This is a genomic window from Solwaraspora sp. WMMD1047 (genome assembly GCF_029626155.1).
Taxonomy (GTDB): domain Bacteria; phylum Actinomycetota; class Actinomycetes; order Mycobacteriales; family Micromonosporaceae; genus WMMD1047.
The window spans coordinates 5,944,399-5,963,291 of sequence record NZ_JARUBL010000001.1 but is presented as its reverse complement, the minus strand read 5'-3'; the positions used below and the strand labels follow the sequence as shown (position 1 = coordinate 5,963,291).

Genomic DNA, 18,893 nt, shown 5'->3' with positions numbered 1-18,893 from the left:
TATAGTCTGGCGTGAAGGAGGAACTTCCATGTCCAGACGATGTGATGTCACCGGCGCCGCCCCCGGCTTCGGCAATGCCGTCTCGCACTCCCACCGGCGGACCCGCCGCCGGTGGAACCCCAACCTGCAGAGCCACCGCTACTGGCTGCCGTCCCAGCGGCGCTGGATCACCCTGCGGCTGACGACGAAGGCGCTGCGGACCATCGACCGCAAGGGAATCGAGAAGGTCGTGGCCGAGATGCGGACCCGCGGGGTGAAGGTCTGATGGCCCGGCAGACCGACGTCCGCCCGATCGTCAAGCTGCGTAGCACCGCTGGTACCGGCTACACGTACGTGACCAGGAAGAACCGGCGCAACGACCCGGACCGGCTGGTGCTGCGCAAGTACGACCCACTGGTCCGCCGACACGTCGACTTCCGCGAGGAGCGCTGACCGCGCGCAGCCCGCGAGCAACCGACAGGCGTGTTGGCCACTGATTGTCGAAAATGGATGAAAGGGGAGGAATGAATAACAGAACCAGGGCCCGAACATTCGGGTCCGCGCTTGCCGGGGCGGTGTTACTGGCCGGCGTCGTGCTGGCTCCGCCGGCTGCCTCGGCGCAGGACCGGGTGGTGCTCACCAAGGGGCACACCGACGCGGTGGACGTGCACTACGCCGACGGCGAGTTGTCGCTGAAGGTGCATGACGACACGGTCAGCCCGGCCGTCATCCGCGACCCGGCGGACGTGACGTTCCAGGTGCTGCCGCAGGCCGCCATCGAGGTGCCGGCCGATCCGCGCTACAGCTTCCTCGGCGCGGTCGGCGCCACCGTCTGGGTGCTGCCGCAGACCCAGGATCCGGACCTGCTCTGGCCGGGTTGGAACACCACCACCCTCAACTCGGGCGTGTTCACCGGCGACAAGGTCAAGCTCAGCCTGGTCGGCGTCGACGGCCCGGGCAACGTCACGCTGTTCGGGGTCAACGCGTTCGGCGACCCGCTGATCAGGTTCCGCAGCGACGACGGCCTGCCGGACGCCATCGACGTACCGGTGCACACCCACGCACACGCGAGCTGGGCCTTCAGCGCGGAGGGCAGCTACACGCTGAAGTTCCAGGCCGACGCCACGCTCACCAACGGTACGGCGTTGACCACCGGCCCGGTCGACTACACGTTCGTGGTCGGCGAACTGCCGGCGACCGGACCGGACGTCAGCCTGTCGATCTCCGGGATGGCCGACGAGTACCAGCCCGGCGACACGGTGACCCTGAACGCGGTGCAGTCGCCGCAGACCGAGCTGGACCACTACCACTGGTTCAGCAGGTGCCAGGGGGCGGACGACTTCGCCGTCGTACCCGGGGAGGCGGGTGCGAGCTACAGCTTCACCGCGACCCGGGAGCTGAACGCCTGCGAGTACGTCGCCAAGCTCTACGACGACGACCACAACGTCGTCGCGGCGAGCGAGCCGGTCTCGCTCTGGGTGGCCTTCCCGCCGGATCCGGTCGGGCCGTCCCAGACGATCACCGCCACCATCGACGAGAGCCAGGGCGCGCTGGTGGTCAGCGTCAACCCGGACGACCGCTCCGTGGTGCTGCCGCCGGCCCAGCTCTCGACCGGCGGCGACCGGTGGGAGAGCAACGGTGAGCTGCGCCCGGTGACGGTCACCGACACCCGCGCCGGACAGCCGGGTTGGAGTGTGTCGGGCCAGATCCCCGGCGACTTCACCAGCTCCGGGGGGCAGAGCTTCAGCAGCAGCTTCCTCGGCTGGACCCCGCAGGTCACCAGCCAGGGGACCGGGCAGGGCGCGGTCGCCGGGCCGCCGGTGGCACCGTACTTGGTCGGCACCCCGGGCACCGGGCTGGCGACCAGCAACCTGCTGGCGTCGGCACCGAACGGAGCCGGGCGGGGGACCGCCCAGCTTTCCGCCGGACTGGCGCTCAGCCTGCCCACCGAGACCGCCGCGGGCACCTACACCGCGACGCTCACCCTGACCGCCATCTGACGGCGACCAACCGGCTGTGGACGGGCCGCCGACCGGCGGTCCGTCCACACTGCCCTCCGCACCACCGATCCAACCGAACGGACCCCCAGTCGTCATGCGCCTGTCCGAATCCACCCGCCTGGTCGACGCCGCCCGTCCGCGCGCCGCGACCGCCCTCGTCGCCATGCTCCTGGCCGTCCCCGGCGTACCGGCGGCCCTGCTCGGCCCGTCACCGGCGCACGCGGCGGCGGCCCAACAGCCGGGCGCCGTCACCTGGGGCGTGGCGCCGTCGAGTCCGAAGGGACCGACCGGGCGGTCCGCGTTCGACTACAAGCTCGACCCCGGTGCCACGCTCACCGACTACGTCGCGGTCACCAACCACTCCAGCCAGCCGCTCACCCTGGCGGTCTACGCCAGCGACGCCTTCACCACCGCGCAGGGCGGGTTCGACCTGCTCGCTGGCGACCGGGCGCCCACCGACGTCGGCTCCTGGGTCCAGTTCGCCACCCGGACCGTCACCGTCCCGTCCACCTCCCGGCTGGACATCCCGTTCCGGATCGTGGTGCCCGAGAACGCCACACCGGGCGATCACGCGGGCGGCATCGTCGCCGCGCTCGCCGCCGCCGGCGCCGACGCGCAGGGCAACCAGGTCGCGGTCGACCACCGGGTCGGGGCCCGGATCTACCTGCGGGTCACCGGCGAGTTGCGGCCCGAGTTCACCATCACAGACCTTCGGGTACGCCACGACTCGGCGGCCAACCCGTTCACTGGCGGGAGGGTGACGGCCACCTTCACCGTTCGCAACACCGGCAACGTCCGGCTCACCGGGGAGCCGTCCCTGCGGGTCGCCGGTCCGGTCGGGCTGGCCCGCCGGACGGAGCGGACCGATGCCCTGCCGGAGATCCTGCCCGGCAACGAACTCGCGGTCACCGTACGAGTCCGGGGCGTACCGCCGTTGTTCCGCCTGGCCGTGACGGCGCAGGTGCGGCCGGCCGCCGTCGGTGACCAGGTGCTCGATCCGGCGCCGGTGCCGGTAACCGCGGAGGCGGGCGTCTGGGCGGTGCCGTGGCTCCAGCTGGCGCTGCTGGTAGTGCTCGCCGCTGCCGTCTGGTCGTACCTGTTGATGCGCCGGCGGCGGCGTCGCCGGGCGGCCCGGGACCTGGCGCGGGCAGTGATCGCCGCCCGGGCCGAGGGACGCGCGGAGGCCGCCGCCAGCGCGGGCAAGGTCGATCCAGGCGAGGAGCCGGCTGACGGTGATCCGGAGCCGGCGACCCCGAACGGAAAGGTCCCGCGGTGAGATCGCCGGCCGGTCGGCGCCGAAGTCCCGGGAAGTACGCCATTACCTGTGTCGAGATGACCCGACCGACGGCGACCAGCCGTCGGGTCGGCTTGGGGGAACGATGAGGAAACCGAGGACCAACGTCCGGCGGACCGTCGCGGCCGGGGTCGCGCTGGCGGTCCTCGCCGTGGTGACAGGCGCCGCGCCCGCTCAGGCCGAGCCGGCGGCGCTGCGGGCCGCCGGCGCGGACCTGATGGCGGTCTCGGTGATCGCGGACGGTGCGCTGTCGCTGCGGATCCGCGACGCCGGGCAGGCGGCCCGGGGCGAGGCGGGCCATGAGCCGGCTGACGTGCTGCTCGGACCCGAGGGCGGGCTGGCCGGGCGGGTACCGGCGACCCCCGAGTTCAGCTTCCTCGGCTCACCTGGCCAGCCGGTCTGGTCGCTCACCAGCGGCGACCGGGCATTCCCGGCGTTGGACGCGACCGGCGTCCCGCGCGGTGCCGTGGTTGACGACGCGGTCACCTTGACGCTGCGTGAGACGACAGGGCCGGGCTCCTTTGCCGCCTACACCCTGTCCGGCCTGGGCGTTCCGAAGCCGTTGATCGGCTCAGCCGCCGGACTGCCGGACAGCGTACGGATGCCGGCCGGTGGTCGGACCGAGGTGGTCTGGGTCTTCACCGCCGCCGGCGAGTACCGGCTGACGTTCGCGGCGTCCGCCACCCTCGGCTTGGGCCGGGTGGCGGCTGCCGAGGCAACGTATCAGGTGCGGGTACCGGAGATCACGCCGTCGAGCGCGGTGCCGCCGCAGGCACCGGCGGTGCCCGCCGAGCCCCCAACACAGAGATCGGACAATGCGGCCGCCCGGAGTCAGGTGCTCGTGGCGCCCGAGGCCGCACCCGCCCCCGAGGCCGCTCCGCCGCCGGAGGCGGCACCGCTGGCGAAGACGGCACAGTCCGGTTCCCGGAAGGTGATCGCCGACGGCCACGTGGACATGGGCCCGGTGATGTCGGGTGACAGCTGGACGATCCGGATCAAGGACGACACGGTGAGTCCGGCGGTCTGGCGCGAGCTGGCCGACACGGTGCTGCACGTGGTGGACCAGGCGAAGATTTCGGTGCCGGCCGGCCCGGACTACGCGTTCCTGGGCGATCAGGGGGAGACCGTCTGGCTGTTGCCGCAGGCGCAGCAGTCGGGAATCGTCTGGCCCGGGTGGAACACGCAGCACGAGTCGGTGATCAACGGCACGAGCGGCGCGGTCACCTGGACCCTCAAGGGAGTCAGCGGGCCGGGCCAGTTCAAACTCTTCCTGACCGGCTCGTTCGGTAAGCCCGAGGTGCTGTTCGATTCGGCGGAGAAGCTGCCCCAGCAGCTGAGCATTCCGCCGAACACCCACGCCCATGGCAACTGGGCCTTCACCAGGGCGGGCATCTACCGGTTGGCGGTCGAGATGACCGGCACCACCAAGGCCGGCAAGAAGGTCACCGACACCCGCACCCTCGCGGTGGCGGTCGGCGGCGGCACCGACCCGAACGCCGGCTTCGGCCCCGGATCCGGCAACGGCAACGGCGGGGACAGGAACGGTGGCCCACTTCCCCGGACCGGTACGTCCTGGGTGATCCCAGTGGTCGGCGGTGGTCTGCTGCTGGTCAGCACTGGTCTGTTGCTGCTGCTTATCTCCCGGCGGCGACAGACGTGGACAGAGCCCCTTCCGGATAGAGATGAAAACGACTATCGTTTTCGTTAGTCGGTCCAACCCGGACCGTTGGGAGGAGAACCTTTCGTGCGTATCACCACCCGTCTCATGCTGGCCGCGGGTGCCACCGCGGCGGCGCTGATCGTGTCGGCGGTGCCGGCCCAGGCGACCGGCACCTACACCCCGCCGGTCCTGCTCAGTGTTGGCCACGTCGACGCGGTCGAGGTGGAATTCGAGGACGGCGAACTCGAGCTCGGCGTCCACGACGACACCGTCGAGCCCGGTGTCCACCGTGACCACGACGACGTGATCTTCGTGGTCAAGCGGCAGGCGAAGACGACCGTGCCGGGCGATCCCGCGTTCGGTTTCCTCGGCGCTCCCGGGGCACCGGTCTGGATCCTGCCCGAGATCGAGAACCCGGACCTGCTTTGGGCCGGCATCGCCACCGAGGAGATCGCCGACGGCGTCTTCCAGGACGACACGGTCAACCTGCGGGTGCAGAAGGTCATCGGCTCCGGCCAGGTGGCCCTCTACACCGAGAACGCGGTAGGCCTGCCCAACGTGCTGGCCGACAGCGGCGACGGCCTGCCGGACACCATCGCCCTGGCCGCCGGTAACCACCTGCACCTCAACTGGGCGTTCGACCGGGCCGGCGTCTACCAGGTCACGGTGAAGGCCACCGGGACACTGGCCGACACCGGTGCCACCGTCTCGTCCGAGCCGGCACACCTGCGCTTCGTGGTCCTGCCATGACCGGTATCGGCACCCGATTCCGGCTCCGTCACCTGGCCGGTGCCACGATGGTGGCCGCGCTGCTGGTGGCCGGCACGGTCGGCCCCGCCCAGGCGGCTCCGGTGGTGCTCACCAGCGGACACGTTGACGTGCTCGACGTCGACTACGCCGGTGGCGTGCTCACCGTCAGCGTGTTGGACGCCGCCGGGACCGAACTGCCGCCGGCCGACGTCACCTTCCAGGTGCCGGCGGCCGCGAAGGTGACCGTCCCGGCGGGTGCCGCCTGGTCCTTCCTGGGTACGGGCGGGCAGGCCTGGGTGTTGCCGCAGAGCAACACCGCCGGTCTGCTCTGGGCCGGCTGGAACACCACCGAGGTGCCCAGCGGGCAACTGCAGAACAACCGGGTGACGTTCAACCTGACGAGCGTCAGCGGTCCCGGCGGATTCAGCGTCTACACCGTTTCCGGCGGGACTCCGACGGTGCTCTTCGACAGCGGGAACGGGCTGCCGGACAGCCTCAACGTCAACCGGAACGCCCACGCCCATCCGAACTGGGGCTTCGACGCGGCCGGCAGCTACGCGGTCACCTTCACGGTGACCGCCAGGCTGGCCAGTACCGGGGCCACCATCACCTCGGGTCCGCAGACCTTCACCTTCGAGGTCCTGCCCTGAGCGCCGCGGCCGGTGTGACCCGCCGCCCCCGAGGCGTGGTCACGCCGGCCGCGGTTTCGGGCCGGGTACGCCGGATTCCACCCAGATCGTCAGTCGACCGATGTGACGGACGACTACTTGACAACCGTTTTCATTTGCATGATATCGTCCCGCCCGTCAGACAAGAGCGGTAGGAGACAGGGGAGGGGTCCGGGTATGCCCACCGCATGCCATCGTCGGGACGCGGCCCCGGTCGCCGGCCCGACCCGGCCCCATCGGCGGCCACGACCGCAACGGGTGCTGGTCGTGCTGCCGTCACTGGTCGCGCTTCTGATGACGGGCTGCTACGCGCAACCCGCGTTGACCGCGCACGACGGGCGGGTCCAGGTGATCACCACCACCGGGATACTCCAGGACCTGGTACGGCAGGTGGGCGGTGACCGGGTCAACGTCAGCTCGCTGGTTCCCGATGGGGCCGACCCGCACAGCTACGAGCCGTCGCTGCGGGATGTGCGTGACGTGGTCTACGCCGACGTGGCGTTCAGCAACTACCTGCTGCTGGAGGAGCACGCCGTCATCAAGGCACTGGACGCCAACCTGCGCGACGGGGTGCCGAACATCTCGCTCGCCGAAGGGGCGGTGAAGTACGCCGCCGAGATCATTCCGCTGGTGGAGAACGTCTCGCTGGACACCATCTGGCTAGGCATGCGGGTACGCGGCACCGGCGCGGCACACGGTGCCACCCGGGCGTCCGACGTGCTGCTCAGTGCCACCGCGGTCGCCGGACCCGGGACGATGGTCGCGTACCTGACCGAGGCGTTCGGGAATCCGTCCTTCTACGTCAACTCGGCCGACGGCTTCGACCCGGCCGACGGCTACCGGGACGACACCGCGCTGCTGCCTCCGGACGCGCACACCCACATGAGCTGGGCGTTCACCGAACCGGGAAGCTACCGGCTGACGATGCGGGCGCAGCTCGCGGTCACCCCGCAGGACCGGCCCGTGCCGATGGGCGAGCAGACCTTCACCTTCGCGGTCGGCGTCGACCCGCATTCGGTGCCCGGCATGTCCGGCGCCACCGTGCTCAACTCCGGGCACGCCGACCTCACCGTCGACATGGACGCCGGGCAGCTCTACCTGTTCGCCGACCCGCACGGCGGCGGTGAGACGAACCAGGAGGTGCACGATCCGGCGCGCACCGTCATCGAGGTGCCGAACAAGGCGCTGCTCGAGGTGCCCGGTGACCGCAGGTTCCGGTTCCTCGGCCGGTCCGGCACCCAGGTGTACCAGCTGCCACAGGCGGTGCTGGGCAAGCACGTGCACGGTGAGATCGACCCGCACCTGTGGCAGAACGTCCGTAACGCCATCTCCTATGTGGAGCTGATCCGCGACACGCTGATCGAGATCGACCCGGCGGGGGCCGCCGCGTACCGTTCCAACGCGACCGGCTACATCGCGGAGCTGGAGCGCCTTGACGGCTTCGTCCGCGAGACGATCGCGCGGATCCCCCAGTCCCGGCGTCATCTGGTCACCACACACGACGCCTTCGGCTACCTCGGGGCCGCGTACGGCGTGCAGATCTCCGGCTTCGTCACACCGAATCCGGCCACGGAACCGAGCCTGGCCGACCGCCGCCGGCTCACCGAGACCGTCCGCAACCTCGACATCCCGGCGGTGTTCCTGGAGCCCAACCTGGCGGCACGGTCCTCGACGCTCACCGAGGTGGCCAGGGAAGAGGGCCTGCAAATCTGCGCCATCTACGGAGACGCCTTCGACGATGACGTGACCAGCTATGTCGAGATGATGCGGTTCAACGCGGAGTCGCTCCGCACCTGCCTGACCGGACCGAAGCGGGAGAAAACCAGATGACGACAGGCCGGCAGTGGTGGGCTGCCCTGGTCGCCGGGACGATCGGGGCGCTGGTGATGACATCGGGCGGGTCGGCCCTCGCTCAGGACCCGGACCCGGACCTGGACCAGTCGATCGCCCCCGGCCAGCCCGTCGCCACCGGCCGGGCGGTGCTCCGGACGGGCCACGTGGACATCGGTCCCCGGTACGTCGACGGGCAGTGGCGGCTGCTGATCCACGACGACGCGGCGGCGCCCGTGTGGCGCAGCCCGGACGAGACCGTGCTGCAGGTGACCGACGCCGCCCTGCAGGAGGTTCCGGACGACCCGGCGTACGCCTTCCTCGATCTGGAGGCGGGTCGGCGGGTGCATGTGGTGCCGCAGACCCAGAACCAGGATGTGGTCTGGGTCGGGTGGAACACCCAGGATCCGCAGGTGTTGGCGACCATCGACCGGGGTGCCACGCTGAGCCTGCTCGGCGTGCGCGGTCCCGGCACCGTGACGATGTTCCTCCAGTCCGGCAACCTCTCCCCGCCGGAGGTACTGTGGCGCTCCACCGAGAGCGCCGAGCAGCCGGTCTGGGTGGACGTGAACACCCACACCCACGCGAACTGGGTCTTCAGCGAGCCCGGCGTCTACCTGGTGACGGTCCGGGTCTCGGCCGATCTGATCACCGGTGAGAAGGTCTCCGACAGCCGGCTGCTGCGGTTCGCGGTCGGTGACGCGACCGACACCGAGGCGGCGTTCGCCGCGCGCCCCGACGAGCTCGCGACGCCAGCGGGCGGTACGCCACCGGCCGACACCCCGGCCGCGACCGGAGAGGACACCGACGGCGGTTCGCGGACGATGCTGGTCGCCGGGGCCGCCGTGGTCGCGGTCCTGCTCGCGATCGCTCTCATCGGGGTGTTGTTGCACGGCCGCAGCGTGAAGCGCCGGGCCGAATCGGACGCGGCGCGGGGGGACGGCGTATGAGGTCGTTGGCAGTCGAAGGGCTCAACGTGGACCTCGGCGGCCGGCCGGTGCTGCGGGACGTGGGGTTGCATGTCGACGAGGGCGAACTGGTCGGGCTGCTCGGTCCCAACGGGGCGGGCAAGACGACCCTGCTGCGCGCCATCCTGTCGCTGACCCGGGTTCGGACCGGCCGGATTCTGCTCGACGGACGGCCGGGCCGACCGGGTCGGGCGTCGATCGGGTATGTGCCGCAGCGACACGAGTTCGCCTGGGACTTCCCGATCTCCGTCGAGCAGGCGGTGCTGACCGGCCGGACCGGCCGGATCGGATTCCTGCGCCGGCCGGGCGTGGCGGACTGGCGGGCGGTCGGGGAGGCGATCGACCGGGTCGGCCTCGGCGCGCTGCGCCGCCGGCCGGTGGGGGAACTCTCCGGCGGTCAGCGCCAGCGGGTGCTGGTGGCCAGGGCGCTGGCGGTGGCGCCACGCATCCTGCTGCTCGACGAGCCCTTCACCGGGCTGGACCTGCCCACCCAGGAGCTGCTGGACGACCTCTTCACCGGCCTGGCCGGCGAAGGGCGGGCACTGTTGCTCACCACCCACGACCTGGTCGCGGCGATGAGTTCCTGCTCCCGCCTGGTGCTGCTCAACGGCGGCGTCGTCGCCGAGGGCCGACCGGACGAGCTGCGCGATCCCGAGGTGTGGATGCGTACGTTCGGTGTGGGTGACCGGTCTCCGCTGCTGAAGATCCTGACGGCGGCCTGATGTCGATCACCGATTTCCTCACCGACCTGACCAACCCCGATCTGGCCTTCCTGCCCAAGGCGCTGGCGATCGCCGTGATGTCCAGCGTGGTCTGCGGCGTGGTCGGCTGTTACGTCGTGCTGCGCGGGATGGCCTTCATCGGCGACGCCGTCGCCCACGCGGTCTTCCCGGGGCTGGCGGTGGCGTTCGTCCTGCAGGGCAGCCTGGTGCTCGGCGGCGCGGTCGCCGGCATCGCCACCGCGCTGCTGGTCGCGATCTTCGCCCAGAACCGGCGGGTCCGGGAGGACTCGCTGATCGGCGTCTTCCTGGTCGCCTCCTTCGCCCTCGGCATCGTGATCATCTCCCGGGCGCCTGGGTATGCGGGCTCACTGCAACAGTTCCTGTTCGGCTCGATCACCGGCATCCCGGACGAGGACCTCTACGTTGTCGGCATCACCGGCCTGGTCATCCTCGGCCTGGTGTTCCTCCTGCACAAGGAGCTGGTCTCGGTGAGCCTGGACCGGGAGATGTCCCGGGCGGTCGGCCTGCCGGTCTTCTGGCTGGACATCCTGCTCTACGTCCTGGTCACCCTCGCCGTGGTGATCTCCCTGCAGACCATCGGGAACATCCTGGTGCTGGCGCTGCTGATCACCCCGGCCGCCGCCGCCCGCCTGCTGACTGATCAGCTCGGCGTGATGATGCTGCTCGCCCCGCTGATGGGCGGCGGCTCCGCGCTGGTCGGGCTCTACCTGTCCTGGAGCTACGACACCCCGGTCGGCGGCACCATCGTACTGGTCGCCACGGCGCTTTTCCTGACCGCCTGGTTGCTCGCCCCCCGGCACGGACTGCTCGCCAGACGCTGGCGCCGAGATCGGGGAACGGTGGCGATTGGCACGGGCGGGGCCATCAGCGCGCCCGTGGACGCTGGCGGCGGCGGAGTCAGCGCATAGCTGGTGCCCCACCGCGTCCTTCTCGTCTGCCGGTCGCGCCCCGGTGCGGGGCGAGCCGTTGTACCAGGACCGATACGTCGTCGTCGAGGCGATAACCGACACCGTGGACCGTGCGGATGATCGGTAGGCCGACCTTGACGCGGAGGCGGCGGATGTGCACGTCCACGCTGCGGTGGCCGGTGTATGGGTGTCCCCATGCCTGGGAGATCAGCTGGGCCCGCGACAGGACCTGCTGGGGATGATCTGCCAGGCAGAGGAGCAGGTCGAACTCTCTGCGGGTGAGTTGGATCTCGGCGGAGCCGCGGTACACGGTCCGCGAGTCCGGAAGTATGCGTAGCGCCGGTGGGTCGGTGGATTGGGGTTCGACGGTGGTTTCGATGACGGGGGCCAGGCCGCCGGTGAGTTGTTGCAGCAGCTCGACGACCCGGGCCGCCCCCGGATCGTCCGGGTCGTCGAGTCGCAGCCGCAGCGAGACGACCAACGTGGCTGGGCTGTCGCGCGCCGATCGTGGGTCGTTCGAGGGCGGAGCAAGGCTGAGGGCTGCAGAGGTCATGGACCAATAATGACAACCATTTTCATATAAGTCGAGGGTCTGCCGTCGTTGGTGACGGAACCGGGTCGCTATCGGAAATGACAACCGATAGCGTTAAGGTGTTGGCTGACCTCTCGTGAAGGAGATCTTGTGGACGAACCGAACCGTGGTCTGTACGAGGGCCGCCGGTTGGCGGATCAGCCGTGACCGGTCGGCTGCCGGTGACCGTGCTCTCCGGCTTCCTCGGTGCCGGCAAGACCAGCCTGCTCAATCACGTCCTCGCCAACCGGGACGGTCTGCGGGTGGCGGTGATCGTCAACGACATGAGTGAGGTCAACATCGACGCCGCGCTGGTCCGCGACGGTGGGGCGCTGTCGCGGACCGACGAGCGACTGGTCGAGCTGACCAACGGCTGCATCTGCTGCACCCTCCGCGATGACCTGCTGCAGGAGGTGAGCCGGCTGGCACGGCAGGGCCGATTCGATTACCTGCTGATCGAGTCGAGCGGCATCTCCGAGCCGATGCCGGTGGCCGCCACCTTCGCCTTCGGTGTCGAGGACGGGCAGGTGCTCGACGACCTGGCCCGGCTGGACACCTGCGTCAGCGTCGTCGACGCGGCGGGTCTGCTGGCCATGATCGAGGCGGGCGAGACCCTGGAGGCCCGTGGCCTGGCGGCGTACGAAGGGGATGACCGGGGGATCGCCGACCTGCTCGTCGACCAGATCGAGTTCGCTGACGTGTTGGTGGTCAACAAGACCGACCTGATCGCTCCGACCGACCTGACGGTGGTGGAGGCGCTGCTGACCCGCCTCAATCCGGCCGCCCGGCAGGTCCGCGCCGTGCACGGCCGGGTGGCTCCGGTGGAGATCCTGCACACCGGCCGGTTCGACCTCGAACGCGCCGAGACCGCGCCGGGCTGGGTCACCGAACTAAACGGGGGGCACGTGCCGGAGACCGAGGAGTACGGCATCTCCAGCATCGTGTTCCGCGACCACCGGCCGTTCCACCCGCAGCGGCTGTGGGAGCTGCTGGCGGCCGGCCTCGACGCGTTCGGTGTGGTGCGTTCCAAGGGGTTCCTGTGGCTGGCCAGCCGCCCGGATGTGCAGGCCCTCTGGTCACAGGCCGGCCCGTCGGGGCGCTGTGACCCGGTCGGCGTGCCCGTCGTGGTGTCCGGGCAGTGGCCGCCGGATTCCGAGGAACGCGCCGAACTGGAGTCTCGCTGGCATCCCGTCTTCGGTGACCGGCAGCAGGAACTCGTGCTCATCGGCATCGGCCTGGACGGTGACGGCCTGCGGGCGGCGTTGGGCGGCTGCCTGCTCACCGAAAGCGAGTGCGCCGCCGGACAGGACGCCTGGCGGAGACTGCCCGACCCGTTCCCCGAGTGGGACCTCGGCGATCTGCACGACCAGGACCACGACCACCCCGAGCCGGTTGCGGTCTGACGATGTCGCTGACTGCGGAGAACGACGACGCGGCCCGAGGCGAGGGCGCCGCGACCGGGAAACAACCGTCGCGGTGTTTCGAGCAGGCCGCCGCGAGCTACGACCGGACCGGCGTGCCCTTCTTCGGGCCGTCCGGCGATGAACTGGTTCGCCGGGCCGGCATTCGGCCGGGCGACCGGGTGCTTGATGTCGGCTGCGGCCGGGGAGCCGTCCTGTTCCCCGCGGCGGAGGCCACCGGGTCTACGGGCCATGTCATCGGCATCGACCTCGCGCCGACCATGGTGGCGCTCACCGCCCGAGACGTCGCCCAGGCCGGTCTGGCTCATGTCGACGTACGGGTCCGGCCCGTTCCTACCTGTCGGCGCAGGCCGCGCAGGTACCCCGGATGTCGAGTCGGTCGGGGTGCGGGCTGAAGCCGGTGTGTTGCTGCAGGCCGCTGAGCCAACTCGTCACGATGTCGGGTGGGCACTCGATCACCAGGTCGCACCGGGTGCAGATCAGATGCTGGTGGGGTGCTGCGCCGCAGTGGCGGTAGGAGCGTTGTCCGTCCAGGTCGAACGTGTGCAGCAGGCCCGCGTCGGCGAGCCTGTGCAGCACACGGTAGACGGTGGTCAGGCCGATGTGCCGGACGGTGCGGTTGAGTTCGGCGTGTACCTCCCGGGCGGTGAGCGGGCGGGAGTGTCCGATCACCAGTGTCAGGACGGCCCGGCGCTGTGCGGTGGCTGTCAGCCCCGCGGCCCGTAGCTGCTCGTCCGGCACGAGTGGCGTGGTCACGGGCTCAGGGTCGTACGCCGAGGTGCACGCCGCGGGCGAAGAGCCGGAACAGGTCGTCGCGGTGCGCCGAGAGCCTCGGCGTTCATCCGCCCTGGGGTCCGCGCCGGGCGTACTTGTTGCGGAACTTCTCGATCCGGCCGGCGGTGTCGAGCACGCGCTGCGTGCCGGTCCAGAACGGGTGGCTGGCTGACGAGATCTGGACGTCGATCACCGGGTAGGTGTTGCCGTCGGTCCACTCGATCGTCTGCCTGCTGGTGGCGGTGGATCGGGTCAGGAAGGCGAAGTCTGCGCCCTTGTCGCGGTAGACGACGGGTCGGTACTCGGGGTGGATTCCGGGCTTCATGCGGGTCGTGCTCCTTCGGGGTCAGCGTCGGTCAGTTCCTCCGGATGCAGGGGGAAACAACCGGCGAAGGGGTCGGGATAGGTGCGCCAGGTCTGCTCGCCGTCGGCGAGTTCGGCGTCGGTGAGCAGGCAGCTGGTGAGGGTGCGGTCCAGTTCGGCGGGGTCGAAGTCGAGGCCGATGAAGACCAGGTGCTGGTGCCGGTCGCCGTAGTAGGGGTCCCACTCCATCGCGGCGGCGAGCCGGCGATGGTCGTCGACCTGTTCCCAGCGGTCGGTGGGCAGGCTGACCAGCCAGTGTCCGAGCGACCCCATGCCCAGACCGCCGCCGGCGAACTCCCAGGCCACCACGGTGTCGGGTTGGCTGGCCAGCCAGAGATGGCCGCGCGAGCGGACCATCTCGGCGTTGACGTCTTCGAGTACGTCGTGCAGGCGCTGCGGATGGAACGGGCGGCGGGCGCGGAAGACGGCGGAGACGACTCCGCAGTCGGGCTCCGGGGCGTGCGTGCCCAGCGGATAGCCCCGCAGACCCCGGACGAGCACCCCCGGAGTCTCCGGCCGGTGTCGACGGGTGCGGCGCAGTTGGCGGGTCAGTGCGCTGGCGTCGACGAGGTCTCCGTCGAGGCGGAGCTGGGTCGCCCACGGCGCCATCCGCCGCAGCAGGACCGACAGCCGGCCGGTGTCGAAGGCGCCCTCCCGGGACTGCCCCCACAGCACCAGGGTGTCGGCGTACTCGATCTGGCGGACCACCACGTCTGCGAGCGCGCGGTGGTCGTCCTCGGCGGCCTGGATGCCGAGTTCGGTGAGGTCGTCTGTGCTGGCCAGGCCGTCGAGCAGGTGTTCGGCGTCGACGACGGTGACATAGGAGTCGATGCGGATGAGTTCGGTGATCGGTGCGCCGTCGACCAGGCAGTGGGTGCAGGCGGCGGCGACCGCCTCGGGTTCCACCACCTCGGGCAGCATCAGCACCAGGTCCCGGCCGGGCTGGCTGCGGGTGAGCCGGACCAGGGTGGGCAGCACGTCCTCGCGCAGGGTGCAGGAGGCGCAGCCGTGTCTCAGCTCGATTCGTACGTCCTCGACGATCCCGGCGCCGGAACGGACCACCCGACGGACGACCCCGTCCCGGATCCCGGCCAGGTCGTGCCGTACCAGCAGCAGCGACGGGTCGGCCGCGAGCATGGTCCGGGCGACGGCGAAGGTCGCCGCCGGCCAGAACCCGGACAGCACGGTCAGTGACGGGCGGGAGCCAGTATCGGCTGTCACCGCATGGGGTGTGGCCTGTGGTGCCGACATCGAGATCCTCTCCATCAACCTGAAAACGATTGTCATTATATGCCAACCTGGCTGGTGAAGCGAATGCCGTGTCGGAGGCGTCAGCTGGGTGGGGTCAGGTAGCCGCGGTGGAAGGCGGCCGCGACGGCCGCCGCCCGGTCGTTGACCCCTAGCTTCGCGTACGCGTGCAGTAGGTGGGTCTTGACGGTGGCCTCGCTGATGAACAGCTGTCGGGCGGCCTCGCGGTTGGTCGAGCCCTGGGCGATCAGCGTCAGCACCTCCAGCTCACGTTGCGACAGCGGCTCCGAGGCCGGCTGCCGCATCTGACCCATCAGCCTGGTCGCGACCGCGGGGGAGAGGACCGCCTGCCCACGCGCGGCCGCCTCCACCGCCCGGAACAGCTCTTCCCTGGGCGCGTCCTTCAGCAGATAGCCGGTGGCGCCGGCCTCGATGGCGGGCAGCACGTCGCGATCCGAGTCGTAGGTGGTGAGCACCAGCACCCTGGCCGGCACCCCGCGGTCGGCCAGTTCCCTGATGGCCGTGACGCCGTCGATGCGCGGCATCCGCAGATCCATCAGGATCACGTCGGGTCGCAATCGGTCCGCGACCGCGATCGCCTCCGCGCCGTCACCGGCCTCGCCGAGCACCTCGAACCGCGGGTCGGCACTGAACATCCCCCGCAACCCGTCCCGGACCACCGGGTGGTCGTCGACGATCAGCACCGAGATCATTGTCCGCCTCCGGCCGGTATCGCCGGCACGGTGGCCGAGATCGCGGTGCCGCCGCCCGGCTCCGACTCGATGTCGAGCCGACCCGCGAGGCGCTGCACCCGTTGTCGCATGCCGGCCAGCCCGAACCCGCCGTTCGCGGAACCATTGGCGCGCTTGGCGTCGGGCTCGAAACCCACACCGTCGTCCCGTACGTCCAGGGTCACCAGATCCTCCATGTACGACAGGGTCAGGCCGACCCGGCTGGCGTTCGCGTGCTTGGCCACGTTGGCGAGCGCCTCCTGCGCGGCCCGCAGCAGTGTCACCTCGACGTCGGTGTGCATCGGTCGAGGGTCGCCGGTGGTGGTCAGCACCGCGTCGATGTGGTGCACCTCCGACCAGCGCCGGGTTACGTCGCTTATCGCGTCCGGCAGCCGGGCCTTGGCGAGCACCTCCGGCTCCACCGCGTGGACCGTCCGGCGGGCCTCGACCAGGCCCTCCCGGGCCAGGTCCATCGCGTTCGTCAGGTGCCGGCGCCAGGTCGCGGGCTCGTCCGGCTTCTGCTCGGCGGCCTGGAGCTGGGTCAGGATGCCGGCCAGGCCCTGGGCCAGGGTGTCGTGGATCTCCCGCGCCATCCGTTGCCGCTCGTCCAGCACCCCGGCCTCGCGAGCCTGGACGAGCAATTGTGCGTGCAGACCGGCGTTCTCCCGCAGCGCCCCTTCGAGCTTGCGGTTGGCCTCGTGCAGCTCGGCGAGCGCCTGCTTCTGTTTGAGGTTGCGTTGGTCGGCCAGCTCGACGAAGTACGAGGAGATCCAGGCCAGCACCGTGCTGATCAGGCTGATGGCGGCCCACGCCCACCAGAAGCCGGCGATGATGGTGGCCACCCCGCCCAGGTATGACACCGCCATGATCATGGATGTGACGGCGGCGCCGGCGTACCGCCACCGGCCTTTCAGGTATTGGAACGCCTGGGGGTAGCCGACGAACGCGAAGAGGCCGTACCAGGGTGCGATCGCCACCAGGCCGGCGGCCAGCACCATCAGCACCGTGTAGTACAGGCCCGTCAGCGCAGCGTTGCGGAGCCATCCCCGGTGCAGGGTATGGAACCAGAGCAGCCAGCTCGCGGTCGCGAGCGTGAGCCCCAACACCGCCGGCAGGGGCAGCGACACCTTCCAGAACGGCAGCAGCAGCGCGACGACGGTGCAGATCGCCAGGAGAAAGTACGGGAGGACCTGGAAGGCGGCGATCTCCCTGCGCTGCCAGCGGTCGTACTCCGCGCGCAGTTCGGCCTCGATGCTCACGACCTACTCCCAGCGGAAGTATCGGGCGGCCAACCCGCCGGCCACGACTGTCCACCCCAGCATGACAGCCAGCTGCAGCGGCTGCGGCCAGTGACCGGCGGTGGCGTCCTGAAGGGACTGCACGCCGGCACCGAGCGGGGTGAGGTCGCTGATCGTCCGCAGCACGTCGTTCATGCTGTCGCGGGGGATCCAGAGGCCGGCGAAGAAGACGAGCGGAAAGAACAGCAGCGTCCCGATCGCGCCGGCGCTCTTGCCGGTCGACGCGAGCGAGGCGACGAGCAGACCGATGGCGAACATCGCCAATGCGGTCAGCACAAAGCCCAACAGGTACGCCGGCAGCAGCCTGGGTAGCCGCACGTCGAACACCAGCCGGCCGGTGGCGAGTACGACAACCGTCGTCACCACCGACAGGATGGTGGCCATCAGCAGCTGCGCGCCGAGCATCACCCCCGGCTTGACCGGAGTGGTGCGCATGCGGCGCAGCACACCCTTCTCGCGGTAGCTGGCGAAGAGCTGGGCCAGGGCGTTGAGAGCGAACAGGGCGATGCCCATCGCGACGACGATCGGCGCGTACCGGTCGATGACCCGCAGCCCGCCGAGGGTCTCCCCGGGCTCCCGGAACGACGGGATCGAGCCGAGGATGACGAGCAGGATCGGCGGGAACCCGAGCGCGAAGAACACGATCATCGGCTCGCGGAAGAAGAGCCTGGTCTCGACGACGGTGAGCCGGGCGAGTGCGGACATGGCGGTCTCCTCAGGTGTCGATGCGGCGGCCGGTGAGCGCGACGAAGGCGTCGTCCAGCGAGGTCTGCTCGACCCGCAGGTCGCCGACGGTGACCTGCTGGCGGGCGAGCACGGTGGCCACGGCGAGCAGCAGGTTTCCGGTGCCGGTCACCACGAGCTGGCGGCCGGCCCGTTCGACCGAGGTGACCTCCGGCAACGCGGTAAGCAGGGCGTGGTCCAGCGGCGCGGACGGCCGGAACCGGATCCGCTGCCAGTCACCGACCCTGGCGACCAGCCCGGCCGGGGAGTCGACGGCGACGAGACGGCCGGCGTCGATCACCGCGAGCCGGTCACAGAGCCGTTCCGCCTCCGCCATGAAGTGCGTGACAAGCACGATCGTGACGCCCTGGTCGCGAATGTCCTCGATGAGATCCCACACGTCGCGGCGCGCCTGCGGATCGAGGCCGGTGGTGAGCTCGTCGAGCACCGCGACCTTCGGGTTGCCGACCAGCGCCAGCGCGATCGACAACCGCTGCCTCTGCCCGCCGGAGAGCCGGCGGAACTGGGTTCCGAGTTTCCCGGTGAGGTTGAGGGTGTCGGCCAGCCCGCGCCAGTCGACCGGCGCGCGGTAGAAGGAGCTGTAGAGCTGCATCGCCTCGCCGACTGTGATCTTCTCGGGGAGTTCGCTCTCCTGGAGTTGAGCGCCGAGCAGGTGCCGCAGCTCGCCGGTGTCGCGCTGCGGATCGATGCCGCCGACCCGGATGGTCCCGCCGTCCGGCCTGCGCAATCCCTCGATGCACTCGACTGTGGTCGTCTTGCCGGCCCCGTTCGGACCCAGGATGCCGAAGATCTCGCCCGGCTCGACCGCGAAGCTCACCCCGTCCACGACGGTGTGGTCGCCGTACCGTTTGACGAGGTTCTCCACCTCGATGATTGCCATACCAGAACTGTGCCGTTCACCGCCCGGGGCCGAATCGACCACGCAGCCACGGCCGGCGAGGGG

The 18,893-nt window shown here is 70.4% G+C and carries 20 protein-coding genes and 1 pseudogene; 13 read left to right on the top strand and 8 right to left on the bottom strand.

Annotated elements, in window-relative coordinates:
* Positions 1-28: 28 nt before the first annotated feature.
* From rpmB to O7627_RS27180, 11 genes are all read left to right on the top strand, one after another.
* Positions 29-265, top strand: a complete 237-nt coding sequence (rpmB, locus tag O7627_RS27230) for a 50S ribosomal protein L28 (protein ID WP_278096315.1) — start codon at positions 29-31, stop codon at positions 263-265.
* Complete coding sequence (gene rpmG / locus O7627_RS27225; protein WP_278096314.1) at positions 265-432, top strand: 50S ribosomal protein L33; 168 nt, start codon at positions 265-267, stop codon at positions 430-432. The genes rpmB and rpmG overlap by 1 nt, the downstream gene beginning before the upstream one ends.
* Before the next feature lie 71 nt (positions 433-503).
* Positions 504-1,979, top strand: a complete 1,476-nt coding sequence (locus O7627_RS27220; RefSeq protein ID WP_278096313.1) for a choice-of-anchor M domain-containing protein — start codon at positions 504-506, stop codon at positions 1,977-1,979.
* 163 nt (positions 1,980-2,142) lie between these two features.
* Entirely contained in the window at positions 2,143-3,255 is a 1,113-nt protein-coding gene (locus O7627_RS27215) for a DUF916 domain-containing protein (RefSeq protein ID WP_278098453.1), read from the top strand.
* Positions 3,256-3,358: 103 nt separating this feature from the next.
* On the top strand, positions 3,359-4,981 hold the full coding sequence (locus tag O7627_RS27210; protein WP_278096312.1) for a TIGR03773 family transporter-associated surface protein: 1,623 nt from the start codon (positions 3,359-3,361) through the stop codon (positions 4,979-4,981).
* A gap of 36 nt (positions 4,982-5,017) precedes the next feature.
* Positions 5,018-5,683 (top strand): choice-of-anchor M domain-containing protein, encoded by a 666-nt coding sequence (locus O7627_RS27205; protein ID WP_278096311.1) that lies wholly within the window; start codon positions 5,018-5,020, stop codon positions 5,681-5,683.
* A gap of 5 nt (positions 5,684-5,688) precedes the next feature.
* Positions 5,689-6,333 carry a choice-of-anchor M domain-containing protein gene (locus O7627_RS27200; protein ID WP_278098452.1) on the top strand — a complete coding sequence of 215 codons (645 nt, stop codon included), beginning with the start codon at positions 5,689-5,691 and terminating at the stop codon, positions 6,331-6,333.
* A gap of 312 nt (positions 6,334-6,645) precedes the next feature.
* Positions 6,646-8,181 (top strand): anchored repeat ABC transporter, substrate-binding protein, encoded by a 1,536-nt coding sequence (locus O7627_RS27195; protein WP_278098451.1) that lies wholly within the window; start codon positions 6,646-6,648, stop codon positions 8,179-8,181.
* Positions 8,182-8,237: 56 nt separating this feature from the next.
* Entirely contained in the window at positions 8,238-9,131 is an 894-nt protein-coding gene (locus tag O7627_RS27190; RefSeq protein WP_278098450.1) for a choice-of-anchor M domain-containing protein, read from the top strand.
* Entirely contained in the window at positions 9,128-9,871 is a 744-nt protein-coding gene (locus tag O7627_RS27185) for an anchored repeat-type ABC transporter ATP-binding subunit (protein ID WP_278096310.1), read from the top strand. The genes O7627_RS27190 and O7627_RS27185 overlap by 4 nt, the downstream gene beginning before the upstream one ends.
* Positions 9,871-10,800 carry an anchored repeat-type ABC transporter permease subunit gene (locus O7627_RS27180; RefSeq protein WP_347404679.1) on the top strand — a complete coding sequence of 310 codons (930 nt, stop codon included), beginning with the start codon at positions 9,871-9,873 and terminating at the stop codon, positions 10,798-10,800. The genes O7627_RS27185 and O7627_RS27180 overlap by 1 nt, the downstream gene beginning before the upstream one ends.
* Here the strand turns inward: O7627_RS27180 and O7627_RS27175 are convergent.
* Positions 10,790-11,353, bottom strand: coding sequence for a winged helix-turn-helix domain-containing protein (locus O7627_RS27175; protein ID WP_278096309.1), 564 nt, complete (start codon positions 11,351-11,353; stop codon positions 10,790-10,792). The two genes, O7627_RS27180 and O7627_RS27175, sit on opposite strands and share 11 nt — an antisense overlap.
* A 182-nt stretch (positions 11,354-11,535) precedes the next feature.
* Between O7627_RS27175 and O7627_RS27170 the strand changes: the two genes are divergently transcribed.
* Positions 11,536-12,774, top strand: coding sequence for a GTP-binding protein (locus tag O7627_RS27170; RefSeq protein ID WP_278096308.1), 1,239 nt, complete (start codon positions 11,536-11,538; stop codon positions 12,772-12,774).
* 113 nt (positions 12,775-12,887) lie between these two features.
* Positions 12,888-13,115, top strand: a pseudogene (locus O7627_RS27165) (methyltransferase domain-containing protein); the annotation flags it as partial.
* A 10-nt stretch (positions 13,116-13,125) separates the two neighbouring features.
* Here O7627_RS27165 and O7627_RS27160 read toward each other — a convergent pair.
* From O7627_RS27160 to O7627_RS27130, 7 genes are all read right to left on the bottom strand, one after another.
* Positions 13,126-13,548: a Fur family transcriptional regulator gene (locus O7627_RS27160; RefSeq protein WP_278096307.1), complete on the bottom strand. Its 423-nt coding sequence runs from the start codon at positions 13,546-13,548 to the stop codon at positions 13,126-13,128.
* Between the two features lie 82 nt (positions 13,549-13,630).
* Positions 13,631-13,891: a type B 50S ribosomal protein L31 gene (locus tag O7627_RS27155; protein WP_278096306.1), complete on the bottom strand. Its 261-nt coding sequence runs from the start codon at positions 13,889-13,891 to the stop codon at positions 13,631-13,633.
* Positions 13,888-15,180: a GTP-binding protein gene (locus O7627_RS27150; RefSeq protein ID WP_278096305.1), complete on the bottom strand. Its 1,293-nt coding sequence runs from the start codon at positions 15,178-15,180 to the stop codon at positions 13,888-13,890. Before O7627_RS27150 ends, O7627_RS27155 begins: the two co-directional genes overlap by 4 nt.
* An 80-nt stretch (positions 15,181-15,260) precedes the next feature.
* The gene (locus tag O7627_RS27145; RefSeq protein WP_278096304.1) at positions 15,261-15,890 is read right to left on the bottom strand and encodes a response regulator transcription factor; all 630 of its coding nucleotides are present in this window, start codon (positions 15,888-15,890) and stop codon (positions 15,261-15,263) included.
* Positions 15,887-17,167 (bottom strand): sensor histidine kinase, encoded by a 1,281-nt coding sequence (locus O7627_RS27140; RefSeq protein WP_278096303.1) that lies wholly within the window; start codon positions 17,165-17,167, stop codon positions 15,887-15,889. The genes O7627_RS27145 and O7627_RS27140 overlap by 4 nt, the downstream gene beginning before the upstream one ends.
* A 3-nt stretch (positions 17,168-17,170) precedes the next feature.
* On the bottom strand, positions 17,171-17,911 hold the full coding sequence (locus O7627_RS27135; RefSeq protein WP_278096302.1) for an ABC transporter permease: 741 nt from the start codon (positions 17,909-17,911) through the stop codon (positions 17,171-17,173).
* Between the two features lie 10 nt (positions 17,912-17,921).
* Positions 17,922-18,830, bottom strand: a complete 909-nt coding sequence (locus tag O7627_RS27130) for an ABC transporter ATP-binding protein (RefSeq protein WP_278096301.1) — start codon at positions 18,828-18,830, stop codon at positions 17,922-17,924.
* Positions 18,831-18,893 lie beyond the last annotated feature (63 nt).

Bases quoted from the DNA above. Each gene is read 5' to 3' on its own strand.
- rpmG (WP_278096314.1), top strand. From the start codon at position 265: ATGGCCCGGCAGACCGACGTCCGCCCGATCGTCAAGCTGCGTAGCACC.
- O7627_RS27220 (WP_278096313.1), top strand. From the start codon at position 504: ATGAATAACAGAACCAGGGCCCGAACATTCGGGTCCGCGCTTGCCGGG.
- rpmB (WP_278096315.1), top strand. From the start codon at position 29: ATGTCCAGACGATGTGATGTCACCGGCGCCGCCCCCGGCTTCGGCAAT.
- O7627_RS27180 (WP_347404679.1), top strand. From the start codon at position 9,871: ATGTCGATCACCGATTTCCTCACCGACCTGACCAACCCCGATCTGGCC.
- O7627_RS27135 (WP_278096302.1), bottom strand. From the start codon at position 17,911: ATGTCCGCACTCGCCCGGCTCACCGTCGTCGAGACCAGGCTCTTCTTC.
- O7627_RS27215 (WP_278098453.1), top strand. From the start codon at position 2,143: ATGCTCCTGGCCGTCCCCGGCGTACCGGCGGCCCTGCTCGGCCCGTCA.
- O7627_RS27130 (WP_278096301.1), bottom strand. From the start codon at position 18,830: ATGGCAATCATCGAGGTGGAGAACCTCGTCAAACGGTACGGCGACCAC.
- O7627_RS27185 (WP_278096310.1), top strand. From the start codon at position 9,128: ATGAGGTCGTTGGCAGTCGAAGGGCTCAACGTGGACCTCGGCGGCCGG.
- O7627_RS27175 (WP_278096309.1), bottom strand. From the start codon at position 11,353: ATGACCTCTGCAGCCCTCAGCCTTGCTCCGCCCTCGAACGACCCACGA.
- O7627_RS27210 (WP_278096312.1), top strand. From the start codon at position 3,359: ATGAGGAAACCGAGGACCAACGTCCGGCGGACCGTCGCGGCCGGGGTC.
- O7627_RS27155 (WP_278096306.1), bottom strand. From the start codon at position 13,891: ATGAAGCCCGGAATCCACCCCGAGTACCGACCCGTCGTCTACCGCGAC.
- O7627_RS27195 (WP_278098451.1), top strand. From the start codon at position 6,646: ATGACGGGCTGCTACGCGCAACCCGCGTTGACCGCGCACGACGGGCGG.
- O7627_RS27145 (WP_278096304.1), bottom strand. From the start codon at position 15,890: ATGATCTCGGTGCTGATCGTCGACGACCACCCGGTGGTCCGGGACGGG.
- O7627_RS27150 (WP_278096305.1), bottom strand. From the start codon at position 15,180: ATGTCGGCACCACAGGCCACACCCCATGCGGTGACAGCCGATACTGGC.
- O7627_RS27190 (WP_278098450.1), top strand. From the start codon at position 8,238: ATGACATCGGGCGGGTCGGCCCTCGCTCAGGACCCGGACCCGGACCTG.